The 16,247-nt window shown below is 47.9% G+C and carries 9 protein-coding genes; 1 reads left to right on the plus strand and 8 read right to left on the minus strand.

Annotation, left to right across the window (positions count from 1 at the left end):
* Positions 1–53: 53 nt before the first annotated feature.
* The 8 genes from LL912_RS12760 to LL912_RS12795 form a co-directional block, all read right to left on the minus strand.
* The gene (locus LL912_RS12760; RefSeq protein ID WP_235553958.1) at positions 54–1,226 is read right to left on the minus strand and encodes a sialidase family protein; all 1,173 of its coding nucleotides are present in this window, start codon (positions 1,224–1,226) and stop codon (positions 54–56) included.
* 11 nt (positions 1,227–1,237) lie between these two features.
* A complete protein-coding gene (locus LL912_RS12765) occupies positions 1,238–2,746 on the minus strand; it encodes a PKD domain-containing protein (protein ID WP_235553959.1) in 1,509 nt (502 codons plus the stop codon).
* Positions 2,747–2,753: 7 nt separating this feature from the next.
* Positions 2,754–3,872: a sialidase family protein gene (locus LL912_RS12770; RefSeq protein ID WP_235553960.1), complete on the minus strand. Its 1,119-nt coding sequence runs from the start codon at positions 3,870–3,872 to the stop codon at positions 2,754–2,756.
* 11 nt (positions 3,873–3,883) lie between these two features.
* Positions 3,884–5,314, minus strand: a complete 1,431-nt coding sequence (locus LL912_RS12775; protein ID WP_235553961.1) for a RagB/SusD family nutrient uptake outer membrane protein — start codon at positions 5,312–5,314, stop codon at positions 3,884–3,886.
* An 11-nt stretch (positions 5,315–5,325) separates the two neighbouring features.
* Positions 5,326–8,553: a SusC/RagA family TonB-linked outer membrane protein gene (locus tag LL912_RS12780; RefSeq protein ID WP_235553962.1), complete on the minus strand. Its 3,228-nt coding sequence runs from the start codon at positions 8,551–8,553 to the stop codon at positions 5,326–5,328.
* Between the two features lie 34 nt (positions 8,554–8,587).
* Positions 8,588–9,853 carry a sialidase family protein gene (locus tag LL912_RS12785; RefSeq protein ID WP_235553963.1) on the minus strand — a complete coding sequence of 422 codons (1,266 nt, stop codon included), beginning with the start codon at positions 9,851–9,853 and terminating at the stop codon, positions 8,588–8,590.
* Positions 9,854–9,991: 138 nt separating this feature from the next.
* Positions 9,992–10,672, minus strand: a complete 681-nt coding sequence (locus LL912_RS12790) for a FadR/GntR family transcriptional regulator (protein WP_235553964.1) — start codon at positions 10,670–10,672, stop codon at positions 9,992–9,994.
* A gap of 224 nt (positions 10,673–10,896) precedes the next feature.
* Entirely contained in the window at positions 10,897–11,385 is a 489-nt protein-coding gene (locus tag LL912_RS12795; protein WP_235553965.1) for a hypothetical protein, read from the minus strand.
* A gap of 326 nt (positions 11,386–11,711) precedes the next feature.
* Here LL912_RS12795 and gltB point away from each other — a divergent pair, with 326 nt between their 5' ends.
* The gene (gltB, locus tag LL912_RS12800) at positions 11,712–16,226 is read left to right on the plus strand and encodes a glutamate synthase large subunit (protein WP_235553966.1); all 4,515 of its coding nucleotides are present in this window, start codon (positions 11,712–11,714) and stop codon (positions 16,224–16,226) included.
* The last annotated feature ends 21 nt before the right edge of the window (positions 16,227–16,247 follow it).

Below are 16,247 nucleotides of genomic sequence, written 5' to 3' on the forward strand. Positions count from 1 at the left end.
TCTATCGGTATCAACAGATTTTTTTTGATTTCCGTTTGCATAGGTTAACCAGACTAGTTTTTCCGAAACCATTTCGCCGGTAACTTTTTCAGCACCAACCGGTAATTAAAATCACGGTCTTTTGAGGCTGACTCATACAAGCAATAGACCGTCCCTTTTTTATCTACGGCCAGATCGCTATAACCGGAAGGGCCTGCATCAATCACCTTATTAAAACTCCAGCTAGCCCCTTCATCAAAGGATAGCTTTGCGGAAAGATTTCTGCGTGGATGCTTTTCAATATCCCTGCTGTCCGGGTTTACAAACAATAATGCCGGCTTTCCCTGCGGCTTTAGTGTTGGCAGGGCAATAATGGGCGCCATACAGGTGGGATCAAATAAATCATCAGCAAATTGCGCTGCGGTCCAGCCTCCGGTGCCGGTGACACTACTGCTAAACGCTCTTCGTTGTTGTTTCGACGGATTCCGGATACTCATCAACACAGATCCGTCCGACAACTGTACCGGCATACTTTCATTGGGATTGCTGATCTTCAGGGAACTATCAGCAATAATCGCGCCCCGCTCCCAGGTCTTACCATAGTCATCACTGTAAATCGTAGCTACACAAGACGGGGAATGACTTCTCCTTGGTGTTAACCGGGACGAATTAGCCAACCATACCGCACTCAGCAACCGACCGTTTTTCAGCTGAATGCCGTGCCCCGGCCCCGGTGCCAGTACCTTCCAGTTATAATCCGACCGGAAAGCATTGTAAGTGGCTGTAATATTTACAGATTTTGACCAGGTTTTTCCGTCATCCGTTGAGCACGTGTAAAACCCTTCTGCATAATCGCGCTGATATAACAGATGAATGGTTCCATCCGCGCCAACGATAGGTGTTGGATTACCGGCCGGACCGCCCTTCATGGAATCAATAATGATGACCGGCTCCCAACTCTTTCCTCCATCCGTGCTGCGACGCATCACCAGGTGCATATCCGCCCAATCGCTTGCCGTACCTATACGACCTTCACAAAAAGCCAGCAGTGATCCCTGCTTGGTATACACCAGCGCCGGTATACGGGTTGATTTATATACCACACCCGGCTCAAAAACGGTTACCGTTTGTACAGCACCGGACTGCAAACGCGTACTGCAGGCTCCCATAAGCAACATGATGCCAATGAATGCTGTCCAGGTCAGCAGCCCGCTGCTTACCGGACCATGTTTACAGTATCGTTTCATGCATTCCATCATTAATAATTAAACAGGTTTGTAATCTCGTTATCATTCAGCGCTCTTTTATAAACAATCAACTCGTCCAGCTTTCCTATAAAATAATTACTAAAACTACTGGATCCTTCCTGCATTCCGATCTTAAAGTCTCCGGTATTGGATACATCTTTTACACCGGTGGCCGAGCTGCGTTCCGCCATTTTCTGGCCATTAATATAGATCTTTGTTACCAATCCCGAGCGTACAGCAACCATATGGTACCATTTCCCATCTGCAATATTCCCCGGATCGGCCAGCGCCAGGAATGAACCTCCCGCCGCATCTTCCGTATTAAAGGCCGTATATTGTGTGGCTGAGCTGTTCAAGCGCATCCAGGCCTGGTTATCTTTTGAACCGTTCTTGCCACTTTCCTGCCATACCATCATCCGCACTGTACTGGAGGATTGTATCCAGACAGAAACCGTAAAATCACCGGTTCCCATATTAAAACCGGGATTATCGGTAACAATAAGACCTCCGCTACCGTCAAAACTGCCTACACCGGTTACCATTCCATTTCGCCCGGCCGGTTCTATACCTACCTGACCTCTCCTGGCTACAGAAAGTTTTAAAGGTCCCTCATCATTGATAGAAGTATTAAACGGAAAATAACCAACCAATCCATTTGCGGGAATCACTCTTATAAACCGTTCCACTGTTTTTGTATGTGTGGCTACATCGTTTTTGATGCTTAATGTAACGGTATAAAGACCCGCCTGCTGAAACTGAACCGTAGGATTTTGTTCTGCGGACCGGAATGTTGCTGCATCTCCTTTTATTTCCCAGGCCCACTCCGTGGCAATACCCAGCGACTGATCGCTGAATCGGACGCGTTGTCCCTCGTATATCGATTGCACATCGGCGGTAAATGCCGCCACCAGCGTATACGGATCAATGATGTGTAATGCCTTTTCTTTAACAATGGTATCACTGTAATCCGGGTTTGACGCGATCAGCCGGATATTATAGAAACCGGTATCCGCAAAGTTAAGCTGCGGATGCTGCTTATCCGAACGAATCACAGAGCCGGTTGCCAGGGCCGTGAATTCCCATTTCCATGAATCGGGCAATCCTTTGCTCACATCCGTAAACTGCAGTTTTTCATTTTGAAGCGCCACTGTCTTTTGCTGGGTAAAATCCGCCTCAACCCGGCTATAGCCAACCGTAATCATCTTCTCCCTGGTTAGCGTCACTTCACCGGCCGCATTCCTTAGCGTCAGCGTTACAGAGTAATTCCCGGGCACTTTATAGGTTACCGTAGGACCAGAGAGGTTGGATTGGGCAGGCTCCCCGCCCTCAAATTCCCAATGCCAGTTTGAAACGGTGCCCTGCGCCAGCTCCTTAAAGCTAACACTATCGCCGGCGGTAAGTGCAACTTTGCTGGCCGCAAAATCGACGGTGATCGCAGTACCGACCCGATCCTTTCTACATGCCGTCAATATTAGCACCATAACAAAAACGACACCTGATAAATAATTTATAAACTTCATACTGCTGTTATTGAAGATTGGATAATGGGATGCGTTTAAAATAGATCCGGTCGTAGGGACTTTTATCTCCATTTTCAAAAACCAACCCGATATGCCGTTCATCCAGCAGCACCATATCGGAATAAGCGGAAGCTCCGTAAAAAACCGTGTATGAGGCGCTCCATGTTTTCCCGTCATCAGCAGACATTTTCACCATCATATTTGTACGTGTTTGAGCTGCTGCATTGGATTGTAATAACATCCACTTCTCATTTTGTTTAAAACTAATCATGCTGGCCTGGCATTTGGGATCAATAAGATCCGGCTGCAATTGGTTATTGCCCCAGGTTAATCCGCCATCGGTGCTCGTGGCCAACACCCGGGCATTGGATACAGACGAACGCATATTGAGCAAGAGGCCGGTACTAACTTCCGCAACCGTACACTCTCCAACATCTCCTTGTTTTGTGAGCGCACCTTTTTTCCAGGTCGCTCCATGATCATCGGAGTAAACAGAGAAGGAATAGCTCTTGTTTCCCAAGTTGCTGGCGGTGGTATAGGTGGGTGCAATCAGCCGGCCTTTATGAGCCCCTTGTGTTAACTGGATGCCGTGCACCGGTCCTGTTGCGTACCAGGTCCAGCCCACCTCTTTTATGCCGGCGGTGATTTCCTCTGGAGTTGACCAGGTGAGCCCTTCGTCGGTTGACCGGGTTACAAAGGCCCGGGTATTGTTCCAGCTCATTAATAAATGGATTATTCCGGTTTCTTCATCCACGATCGGCACCGGGTTACCACAGGTATTTCCCCCATCATCCCAAACCACCATCAAATCGCTCCAGGACTTACCACCGTTGGTGCTTCTTTTCAGCACCATATTAATATCGCCGGCATCGCCGCAGCTACCACACATGCGGCCTTCTGCAAATGCCAGCAGCACACCGGATTTTGCACGCACAATCGCAGGAATGCGGAACAGCGCATACCCTTCATAGCCGCGCTCAAAAAGTTTTACATATTTATTTGAATCTGCCAACCCGGGTGCATTCGGATTTACCGGGTCAAACCCAACCAACCCTTGTTTTTTACACCCGATGGCCATCAATACCAGGCCACAAAACCAAATTGAAAAAAGCGTTTTTGTAAGCATTGTTTTTTATTTTAATATCCTTCCGTTTGAGTCAAATTGGGGTTTATATCTATTTGCGCTTTTGGAATGGGAAAGAACAACGGTACCGAGCCATTCATATTGGCTACTTCCGCGCGAACATCAATCACGCCTTCAAAATGAAAGCGCAGCAGATCCGGCCAGCGTTTGAGCTCCAGGTACAGTTCTCTGAAGCGTTCATTTAGTATTTCCCGTTCTACGGACCCCTGATCTGCTGCTCCTTTATAATTACCAATACCGGCTCGTGTCCGTATTTTATCCAGCTCCGTAATTGCTTCTGTAGTACGACCCAACGCAGCCAGTGCCTCCGCTTTAAAAAGGATCAGCTCACCCAGGCGGTATACGATAATATCATTGTCGTAATATCGGTTATCCGGATAAACGGTACCGCGCATCTTATTGTCAAATACGCCGATCACTGCATTGTTAGCACCCGTGGCAATGATAAACGAGGCATTTGTTCGTTTATCATTCGCATTCATCTTAAACGCCTGTTGTAATTTATCAGAAGGTGCATACTGGCTCCGGGCGCCGCTTACGGCATAGGGGATATCATTTTTGTTAAGTGCCGCCTGCACAAAAATATCACGCGGCTTCAGTTGCTTGCTGTACTGATCCGACTTTTCATCTTTTGCGAAATGCAGCGCGAACAATACTTCCCGGCCCTTGCGGTTATCGGTGCTGAATATTTTTGAAAAGTCATCCTCCAGGCTTAAGCCCACCGCGGCTTTATCCACAGCAACAATGGCTTCGGCAAGATCTGTTGATCCCCCGCCCAGCACTTTTGCCTTCCACAACAAAACATCTGCCTTCAATGCATAGGCCGCCTGTTTTGAAGCCAGGTCCTTGTCTTTAATATTGTCTTCCGGGAAGGCGCCGATAGCCTCATCAATATTCTTCAAAATAAAGGAAACCACTTCTGCAGCTTTTGCTCTTGCGGGTAGCGGCGTGGTTGCGCTTTCCGTAGGCTCCGTAACAACCGGCACATCGCCCCAGCAACGCAGCAGTGTAAAGTAAATATGCGCCCGGATAAATTTCACCTGGGCCAATACCCTGTTTTTATCGTCCTCCCGTGAAAAAGAGATGCCAGGCGCATATTTTAGAACCAGGTTACAATGATGCACCACGTTATAAAAATCAAGCCAGTTGGGTGCATTTTGTGGCGTTAAATTCTGTTGCCAGGCAGAAGACATCCCGGATTCGAGGCCCGGGCCAAATGCATCGCCCCGGTCTTCCAGGTAGTAAGTATTATTCATTACATCCCGGTACTTTGTATAGATGCCGGTAAGGTAGCCCGTTACATCCCCCTCCGCGTTCCAATAATTTTCAGCCGTGATGGCAGAGTCGGGCTTTATATCGATTAGTTTTTCACAGGCGGACAAAAAGAGCAGCCCTAAAAAAATAAGTAAGCAATAATTTTTCATTTCCATAGAATTTAAAAGGTTGCGTTAATACCAAAGATCACCTGCCTTGGACGGGGGTATAACCCCGGGTCTGACCCCGTATATACTTCAGGCATCAGTCCGCTGTAATGGGTGAGGTACCCCAGGTTATATACAGCACCAAATACTTCCAGGTTTTGTAAAAAGATCCGGCCGATCATTTTCTGCGGAAAACGATAGCTCAATGTTATTTCGCGGAACGCCAGGAAATCTCCTTTTGAGTAATACAATGAATTATTCGATCCATCCGAGTTGCCGATGCCATTATCCCAGCGAAGATGATTCCTGAAATTATAATCGTAATCGCTTTGCACCGTATATTTCGGAACCGTTGCCCGGTCACCCGGCTGTTTCCATACATCCGGCCCCATTACATCCGGCAGGGCCGAATTATTATTCCGGGCGCTTCCCATAACATCTGCCCTGAACTTATTATCAATAACATGACCGGTGGCCCAATCGCCCACAAAGCGCAATGAAAGATTTTTATAGGTGACCGTATTTACGAAGCCGCCCGTTTTGTTTGGACGTATATATCCCATGAAGATCATATCGTTGTTATCAATAATACCATTCCCGTCCAGATCGTCCCAAATCGCATCCCCGCCCAGTTTTACGCGGCCGCTGGCATTGAGATCTCTTGGCGCATTTGCCGCATCTTCATCCGTTGCATATGCTCCTAACAAGTGATACGCCCAACGCTGTCCAAAACGTTCTCCTTCCGCAAGCCCACCCACTTTCCTGTAAGTACCCGAAGCAGGGTCATAAACGTAATTACCACCAACCCGGTTTTTATCTTCCTGGTTAGCGGGCAGTTTGACTACCACGCCTTTGTTGTAAGAGAACGTCGCATTGACTTTCCAGGAAAAATCCCGGGTTTGTACCGGCAATGCCTCCAGCTCAATTTCAAAACCACTGTTTCGGATAGAGCCGTAATTGCTCTTGATAGAAGCAAAGCCGGTGGTGGCATCCAGCGGTTTATCAAAGAGCCGGTTGGAGGTTAATTTATTATAGTAATCCAGGATCAGCGTTACACGGTTGTTAAGGAAACCGATATCGGCCCCCGCGTCAAATGAAGCGGTTTTTTCCCAAACCAGAATGTCGTTTTTAAGTGTGGTGTTCAAAATCCCCACCTGACCTGCATAATTATAGCCTGTTGCATACTGGCCATATGCATCGTAGGCGCCGATATTATTGTTGCCTACCATACCAAAGCTGGAGCGCAGTTTCAGCGAACTGACTGTTTTTAACAAGGGCTCCCAGAAAGCTTCCTTATGCACATTCCATCCGGCCGATAAGCCCGGGAAAAAAGCCTGCCGCCTTTTTTCAGAAAACCGGGAAGAGCCGTCCATCCTTAAACTGGCGGATAGTATATAGCGGGACTTATAATCATAATCTGCCCGGCCGAAATAACTCATCATCGCTTCCGAGGATTTGGTAGAGGATGTTCGCTGCGTTTCAGCCACTGTGGCATTCAGGGTTGTAATATAATCGGTAGGAGCTCCGCGTCCACTGCCATTTAACCGATACGCGTAATTATTGATATAACTGGTTCCCACTACCGCATTCAGCCGATGCCCCTGCCCCAGTTTTTTGTTATAAGACAATATGCCATCCAGCTGCGTCTGCCGGTCGAAATTATGGTTGGCCGATGCATTCCGGTTTTTATATACCGTGCTGAATGCTTCATACCGGTTTTCGATGCCTTCCGTTGTAAAATAATAGAAGGTCGGTGTAAAACTCAATCCCGGAAAAATGTCCCAGTTCGCGCCGATCTTGGAGGTATAACGGTATACTTTTACGTCCGTATATTTTTCCTTATAGTATACTTCGTAAAGCCGTGGCACGAAGGAGGAGATGCCCTCTCCCGGGGCAGGGGTACCATCTTCAAAAAGAAGGCGGTAAGTTGGTGGTGTTTTCAGCGAACGGTTTACCACATTGGTATAATTATTCGGCGCATTGGCATTCCGCAGCTGGAAGCTGAAGCTGGTGTTCATACTCCATTTATTGCTCAGCTTCATGGTACCGTTAAATAACCCGTTATAGCCCTTGTAATAGGTACCATACACAATCCCTTCCTGGTTATTATGCCCCAATCCCAGGTAATAGGTATACTTATCAGACCCGCCGCTAATACTGGCATCCACATCAAACCGGTTCGCAGTTTGATAGGTCACGTCCTCAAAATTGGTATTCTTAAATATCAGCTTTTTGCCGGTGGCCGGATCTTCCATCGTTTCCCAACCCTGGTTATTAATGAGATCCGCCACATATGCTGCTCCGTAATCTTTTATGTACACGTCCAGGAATTCAAGCGTATTCTTTGAATTGCGCGGGTTACCGGTAGACATGCCATAAGTGCCACCGCTTAAATATAATTGCGGATTGGTGGTATTATATGCTGCAATATTTTTACGGGTTACATAGATATAATCGCGGGCGTTTAAAAATTTATATTTTTTTGCCTGCTGATCTTGTCCGGTTGAAAACTTGATATTCACCTTGGGTTTGCCTGCAGCACCCTTTTTTGTAGTAACAATAATAACTCCATTTGCTGCCCGGGCACCGTACAGTGCCGTGGAAGCTGCATCTTTCAGGATCTCCATTGATTCGATATCATCCGGGTTCAGGTCACTAATGTTCCGCATCTGGCCGACAATTCCATCCACAATCAACAGCGGCGCATCGCTTTCTGGCGATGTAGAGCTTCCCCCCCGTATAAAGATCTGGGGATTGGCACCCGGCTGTCCATCTGATAACTGGATCGATACACCGGCCACCTTTCCCTGTAACTGTACCAATGGATTCACTCCCGGCGCATTTTTAAACTCCTGGCTGCCAACTTTCGATATCGACGTGGTTAAGGTTGTACGGGATTGTTTGCCGTAAGCAATTACAACAACTTCATTTAAGGGATCTGACCGGGACTCCAGCGTTACCGTAATATGCAATTCCCTGCCGGGTGTTATTTCCCGTTCTTTATATCCAATGGCACTTACGACGAGCACAGCGCCCTGCTGCGGTATGGGTATACTAAATATACCGCTGGTGTCTGCTGTAGTGCCGGATGCGGTTCCTTTCACCAAAACACTGGCGCCCGCTACAGGCTGCAAATCCTCGCTCACCACGGTGCCTGTGATTACCTGCGTTTTTTGTGCATGCAGGACTGCCACTCCCCAAAAGCAAAAATTGAAAAAACAGAAGAATACGATCGACTTCATAGTAATAGTTTGTATGACCTTAAACATTTTTTTATTACTCGGGATTGTTTTCCAAAATCCAGGGAAGATTGAACTTGTGCAGTTCAATTGATTTATTGCTGGTGCTTACGTGTAAATTTTCATTGAGCTCTGTTAACGCCGCCACGCAATAGTCTGCCGTTTTTGCCATTGAGGAATAGCCGCCCCTGCCGGCTGTAATATTCGCATAGTCGCAGGTGTTATAAAAAATCAGCGACCGGTGCACCGGCCAGGTACTGCCATCATTATAGCTTAACCAGATGGTCATATCACAACGTTTATCCGTTGAATTGGGTCCGATAAATAAGGTGCGATGCGGGCTGTCTGTATTATACCGTAACAGAGATCCTTCGCAGCCCCCGGTTCCGGGACTGGGAAGCTGGCTGATATAGGCCCAGGGCGACCAGTTTCCCGGCAGATCGCCTACGGATCGGATGCGCGTACGGTTACCCTGAAGACTGCTGCCCGGCCGGTCGATACGCGTGTACCATCCCCCTTCATGGTCGTTCATTTTTTCCATAACCGTGCCTTCACTGCCACCGGCCGGCAATAAAGTATATTGCCAGGTAGCGCCTTTATCATCGCTAAAAATATTCCGGTCTTTTGCCGGGATCACCAGGCGCCCGGGATAATCAAACTGCGTGCGGATGCCAATGCCCGGCCCGACGCAGTCCCATTTCATATAGGAAGGCGTCAGCGTTTCTGTTGCATCCGAAGGAGCGGCCCAGGTAAGACCATTATCATCGCTATAGGTGATTTTTACACGGCGGGAGCCCCAGTAATTCATTTGACTAATATCCGTAAAAGACCCCAGGTTCCAGGACATAAACAGCCAGATGCGGCCATTGATCCCTTTTGTTGGATCGTAAACGGTCGTAGGATTGCCCCAGGTATCCGTAGCGTTTTGTCCCGCCACAATTTTCAGACTGCCCCAGGTAATACCGTTGTCCGTTGAACGTTTACAAACCACATCGATATTTCCATAATCGGTGTGATTGTTTTTACGGCCTTCGCAAAAAGCCAGCAATACGCCATCCTTTGCTTTGATGATGGACGGTATCCGGAAACTGTGATAACCGCCTTCATTGCCACCGTCAAACAGTACCACCGGCAGCATCCGGTAGGGCGCGGCCAATGCGGTGGCTGTTGTCGTTGCAACTGCGGATGGGGCCGACTTACCCAAATCCGGCATCACTTCTTTAACCACTTTCATACAGGCTCCTAAAAGCAAGGGTAGTGCAATCAGGCCTGTCCACCTTTTCGTGATTGTTATTTTTTTCACAGACAAATCGTTTAAGTAGTTATGTTCTACATAACAAATATAGAGCATAATATCATTACATCAAAAAAAATTAATGTACAACCCGGAATCCGCTAAACGGAAAATTGTTTATCAGCGGCGGAAAGCTCGGCAATACGATTACCGGCAGGATTTTAGCCGGTCGTAATGCGGTTGCAGGTGTGCCAGCATCCCTTTCTTAAATGCCTCTTTATCATCTTTACGCAGGAGTTTTACCAGGTCTTTATGCGAAACTTTTCCGGATACCTGTTTTTCTTTTTCCAGTTTTACCACATAACCGAAAATGGGCAGCAATAATTTTTGAAAGTTCTTCAGGGTTTCGTTTCCGGTCATTTCATACAGTTTACCATGAAAAGCAATCTCATTGTTGATCCGGAAAAAATCACCCTTGGTTTCGTTCTCCGCGATCACCTCCAGCTCATCAATATCGGCAGCCGTTTTGCGGATAAACAACAGATCGGCGATCCCAACCTCCAGGGCCAGGCGCAGCTCAAACAGATCCTGCAATGTGGCCGTATCCATAATGGCAGGGTTGAGCACTTTTTCAAAAGTGCCCACGATGTCTGGATTGGAAATGATCATTCCTACCTTCTTCTTCGACTCTATGATTCCCAGCATTTTAAAACGGCTCAATGCTTCCCGTACCACATTCCGGCTTACACCGAGCGCAGCAGCAAGTTCCAATTCGGTCGGAAGCGCATCTCCGGGCTTAAAGGACTGTTTTGCAAAATACTCGCGCAGACTCAATTCTACCTGTTCGGCCATTGATTTGGCGCCAATCGGTTTAATGCCTTCAACCATAGAGTGGATATTTTTGTACTACAATTGAACAAAATTATGCATTCACCGGAAATCGGCGTATTTATCTTTTGAGTGGCCGGCGAATAAACGCACCCCGTGCAGCCGCCGTCTGAACCATTGATCGCCCGGCCTCCGACCGGTGAGAGCTGCGCTGCAGGATTTTTACCATTCCTGTTGACAGCCAATCAACCCCGCCATTGCGGGCATGCACTTACCTGCGTCCGTTAAATGATAATGGCAGAACGGCGTTGCTGCACGCACCGGGTATACCCTTCAAAATACCCCGGAACATCATCGCCGGAGCCATTTTGCAGCCGGTTGCGTACCTGGTTGAAAGCCAGGATACTTGTTTCAAAAAAGGGCTGACCAGTGATGAAAATCGGCTGATCGAGCTTTTGATACCAATAGTAACTGCCACCAATATGTTTACGGGCAACCTCAAAAATATAGGCGCCCGCGCCTTTAATAATTTTTTGCTGTTGTTCGGCAGTCATTTCCTCATAAAATCCACTGGCGTCCTGGAGCAGGTCATCCAGTATTTTAAGACTGGTAACCGAAAAATCAAGCCCCGGGTACCTGACTGTGTATTTCTGGATAAAACCCGCCGCCAGCAGTTCGAGTTCCTTATCGAGTGGTATTGCCGGTTGTGTTCCGGGACCTTTTTGGAGATCTCTTTTTTTATTTGTGCCATTAAAAAAATCGAAAAAACGCATAGGTTGAAGTTTAGACTGGTTGAATCATCTGCCGGGATAAAAATAACCCATTCATTTCAGAAACCCGGGCATTAAATCGCAGTCTGGAACTGCCCGATAAAAAGTTCTGAAGCATTTTAGCAATAGCTATAAATCCGTTTTAATCCGCCCGTTTTTTTGTTGAAAAAATTCAACAAAAAAGATCTTTCATTTAAAAATTTTCAATTTTTTTATCGATTCAGATGGCTATTGTCTAAATAAGCAGAATTTTTATTAATTTACACAGCTCGATTGCCCACTCTGTATTGAAAAGCCAAACTTATTTATTTAAAATCGTTATTTAAAAAATGACAGAAAAAAAAGGATTATACGACCCTTCGTTTGAACGTGATGCGTGTGGGATCGGTTTTGTTGCCAATATAAAGGGCAATAAAAATCACCAGACCATTTCAGATGCCCTTACGGTTTTGGAAAACATGGATCACAGGGGAGCCTGTGGCTACGAGCCCAATACGGGCGACGGCGCCGGTATTATGATTCAGATTCCGCATGAGCTTTTTTATGACGAATGTCTACAGATGGGGATCTCCCTTCCGGCGGTTGAAGAGTACGCCGTGGGTATGATCTTTTTCCCGAAGGAGGTAAAGGCCCGGGAAGAGTGTCGCGATATTTTTACCCGCGCTGCAGAAAAAATGCATATGAAGGTAATCCGCTGGCGTAATGTGCCGGTAAATCCTGATGGTATCGGCTCCTCGGCGCTTTCGGTTGAACCGGATATCGAGCAGGTGTTTCTTCAAAAACCCGACAATATCAAGACCTCCGAAGAGTTTGAGCGTAAGCTATTTGTGCTGCGTAAATATGCCACTCACCTGACCACCAACGCGGTAAAAAAAGATCCGATCGGCTTTTATATCAGTTCGCTGTCATGCAGAACCGTTATTTATAAAGGACAGTTCACCAGTTTCCAGGTACGCACATATTACAAAGATCTTACCGATAACCGTACAGTAAGCGCTTTCGGACTGGTGCACTCCCGGTTTGCCACCAATACCTTTCCTTCCTGGCGACTGGCGCAGCCCTTCCGCTTTATTGCACACAACGGAGAGATTAATACGCTGCAGGGCAATCTGAACTGGTTACGCTCCAGCGAAAACAGCTTCGAATCACCGCTGTTTACCCGGGAAGAAATGGATATGCTGGTTCCCATTGTCAGCAACGACCAGAGTGACTCTGCCTGCCTGGACAATATGATTGAACTGCTGGCACTGACCGGCCGTTCACTGCCGCATGTAATGATGATGCTGATCCCCGAAGCCTGGGATGGCAACGAGGATATGGATCCTGTTAAAAAGGCATTTTACGAATTTCATGCCTGCCTGATGGAACCCTGGGACGGACCGGCCTCTATTTCGTTTACCGACGGAAAGATCATTGGCGCCACACTGGACCGGAACGGGCTGCGTCCTTCCCGCTATTGCGTAACCAGCGATGGACGTGTAATTATGGCTTCTGAAACCGGCGCATTACCGGTAGATCAGAGCCTTGTAATTGAAAAAGGACGTCTGCAGCCAGGGAAAATGTTTGTGGTAGATATGGAGCAGGGCCGCATCATCAGTGATGAAGAACTGAAAAAAGAGATCTGTTCACAAAAACCATACGGCGACTGGCTCAACAAGCATAAGATCCGCTTGAATGAGCTCCCTGAACCCAGGGTTATGTTTACCAACCTGAGCGAAGACCAGATTTTCCGCTATCAGAAATCGTTTGGTTATACTTCGGAAGATGTTGAAAATATCATCTCGCCGATGGCCATCACCGGCAAAGAGCCGATTGGTGCCATGGGCGTAGATACCCCGCTGGCCGTATTGAGCGATCAGCCCCAGCATTTAAGTTCTTACTTTAAACAATTATTTGCGCAGGTAACCAATCCGCCCATCGACCCGATCCGGGAACGGATGGTAATGTCTCTGGCCACTTTTGTAGGCGATAACGGCAGCCTGTTGATTGAAGATGAAATGGATTGCCATGTGGTAGCCTTAAAGCAACCCGTGCTTACCAATTTTGAGCTGGAAACCCTGCGCAGCATCGATACCGGCACCTTCCAGGCGAAAACCCTGCAGTGTTATTTCCGGGCTGATGGCAAACCCGGCTCTCTGGAAAAAGGCCTGGACCGGATCTGTGCTTATGCCGAAGACGCGGTGAATGATGGCTTTGAGGTGTTGGTATTGCAGGATCGGGCGATTGACAGTCAGCATGCGCCCATTCCTTCGCTGCTGGCCGTTTCAGCCGTGCACCATCATTTGATCCGGAAAGGGTTGCGTGGTAAAGTAGGTATCGTTGTGGAAGCCGGTGATGTTTGGGAAGTGCACCACTTCGCCTGCCTGCTGGGCTTTGGCGCTACGGCCATTAATCCCTACCTGGCTTTCTCTACCATTCACAACCTGAAAGAAACCGGTAAAATAAAGACCGCCCTTTCTACAGAAGAGCTGTATAAAAATTATATTAAAGCTGTAAGCGATGGTCTGCTGAAAGTCTTCTCCAAAATGGGTATCTCTACCCTGCAGTCTTACCAGGGTGCCCAGATTTTTGAAATCATCGGTTTGAACCAGGCCGTGGTGCGGAAATACTTTGCCGGAACCACTTCCCGGATTGAAGGGATGGGACTGGATGAAATTGCACGCGAAGCATTAACCAAACATCATTTTGGATTCAGCCAGAAACCCAGCCCCGTAGATCAGCTTCCTACAGGAGGCTTCTACCAGTGGAAACGGAAAGGGGAAGCACACCTGTTCAACCCGCAGACCATTCACCTGTTGCAGTATTCAACGAAGATGAATGACTACAACATCTTTAAAAAATACACCAAGCTGGTAAACGACCAAACCTCCAAGGCGATCACCTTAAGAGGGTTGCTCGATTTCAAACGCAGCCGCAAACCCATCTCCATTGACGAGGTAGAACCGGCTGAAAAAATATATAAACGTTTTGCTACCGGCGCAATGAGCTTTGGCTCTATCAGCTGGGAAGCACATACCACACTGGCCATTGCCATGAACCGCCTGGGCGGCAAAAGCAATACCGGTGAAGGCGGCGAAGATGAAGCCCGTTACACACCATTGGAAAATGGCGACAGTATGCGTAGTGCCATCAAACAGGTAGCCAGCGCCCGGTTTGGTGTAACAAGCCTGTATTTAACAGAGGCGGATGAACTGCAGATCAAAATGGCGCAGGGTGCCAAGCCCGGCGAAGGCGGACAGCTCCCCGGTGACAAAGTAGATGACTGGATCGGAAAGACCCGGCATGCGACACCCGGAGTGGGATTGATTTCTCCTCCCCCGCACCACGACATTTATTCGATTGAGGACCTGGCACAGCTGATCTTTGATCTGAAGAATGCCAACCGCCATGCGCGCATCAATGTAAAGCTGGTAAGCAAGGCCGGTGTAGGCACCATTGCCGCTGGTGTTACAAAGGCAAAGGCCGATGTGGTACTGATTGCCGGTCATGACGGAGGTACCGGCGCGTCACCTATCAGCTCTATCCGTCACGCAGGATTACCCTGGGAACTGGGCGTAGCTGAAGCGCAACAAACGCTGGTGAAGAACAAATTAAGAAGCCGGGTGGTATTGCAAACCGACGGTCAGATGCGTACCGGCCGCGATATTGTGATTGCCGCTATGCTGGGCGCCGAAGAATGGGGCGTAGCTACGGCCGCGCTGATCGTAGAAGGCTGCATCATGATGCGGAAATGCCACCTGAATACCTGCCCTGTTGGTGTGGCTACGCAGGATCCGGAACTGAGGAAACGGTTTACGGGTAATCCTGATCACGTGGTAAACTTCTTTAAGTTCCTGACAGAAGACATGCGGGAAGTAATGGCGGAGCTAGGCTATCGCACCGTAGACGAAATGATTGGTCAGTCGAGTGAACTGAAAGTAAGAGAAGGCATTACCCACTGGAAATACAAGAACCTGGATCTTTCTCCGATCCTTTACCGCCAGCAGGAAGAAGCGGGTATCGGTCTTTACCATTCAGAAGAGCAGGATCATGGCATTAAATCGGTACTCGACTGGAAATTCGTAGAAGCGGCAAAACCCGCCATTGAGAACGGAACTCCTGTAAAAGCGGCATTCGATATTGTGAATACCGATCGTGCAGCTGGGACCATTCTTTCACACGAGATCACCAAAAAATACCGTTCAGAAGGTTTGCCGGAAGATACTGTACACCTGAAGTTGAAGGGAACGGCCGGGCAAAGTTTTGGCGCGTTCTGTAACAAAGGCATCACGCTGGAACTGGAAGGCGATGCCAACGATTATTTTGGTAAAGGGCTGAGCGGCGCCAAGCTGATCACCTACCCCGATGCCAAGGCCGGTTTTGTTGCGGAGGAGAACAGCATCATTGGTAACGTGGCGTTTTACGGTGCCACCAGCGGTGAAGGTTTTATCCGCGGAAAAGCGGGTGAGCGCTTTGCTGTGCGCAACTCCGGTGCCACCGTTGTGGTAGAAGGTGTTGGCGATCATGGTTGTGAATACATGACCGGGGGTAAGGCCATTATCCTGGGTAATACCGGCCGGAACTTTGCAGCTGGTATGAGCGGGGGAATCGCCTTTGTATACGATGCCAGTCAGAAATTTGCAGACAACTGTAATAAGGAAATGGTAGAGTTGGATCCGGTGAGCGATACCGATGCCCAGTTCCTGAATGAGTATATCTCTAAACATTATCGGTATACCAACAGCCCAGTAGCCAAATTCATCCTGGATGATTTTGAGAACCAGCTGAAGAACTTTGTAAAAGTATTCCCTTCCGAATACAAGAAAGTGCTACTGGCAAAGGAAGAGCAAAAACAATTAGCATAAATCAGCGATCAGCAATCAGAA

It is taken from the genome of Niabella agricola (assembly GCF_021538615.1).
GTDB classification, from domain to species: Bacteria; Bacteroidota; Bacteroidia; order Chitinophagales; family Chitinophagaceae; genus Niabella; species Niabella agricola.

Bases quoted from the DNA above. Each gene is read 5' to 3' on its own strand.
- LL912_RS12770 (WP_235553960.1), bottom strand. From the start codon at position 3,872: ATGCTTACAAAAACGCTTTTTTCAATTTGGTTTTGTGGCCTGGTATTG.
- LL912_RS12775 (WP_235553961.1), bottom strand. From the start codon at position 5,314: ATGAAAAATTATTGCTTACTTATTTTTTTAGGGCTGCTCTTTTTGTCC.
- gltB (WP_235553966.1), top strand. From the start codon at position 11,712: ATGACAGAAAAAAAAGGATTATACGACCCTTCGTTTGAACGTGATGCG.
- LL912_RS12760 (WP_235553958.1), bottom strand. From the start codon at position 1,226: ATGAAACGATACTGTAAACATGGTCCGGTAAGCAGCGGGCTGCTGACC.
- LL912_RS12765 (WP_235553959.1), bottom strand. From the start codon at position 2,746: ATGAAGTTTATAAATTATTTATCAGGTGTCGTTTTTGTTATGGTGCTA.
- LL912_RS12780 (WP_235553962.1), bottom strand. From the start codon at position 8,553: ATGAAGTCGATCGTATTCTTCTGTTTTTTCAATTTTTGCTTTTGGGGA.
- LL912_RS12790 (WP_235553964.1), bottom strand. From the start codon at position 10,672: ATGGTTGAAGGCATTAAACCGATTGGCGCCAAATCAATGGCCGAACAG.
- LL912_RS12795 (WP_235553965.1), bottom strand. From the start codon at position 11,385: ATGCGTTTTTTCGATTTTTTTAATGGCACAAATAAAAAAAGAGATCTC.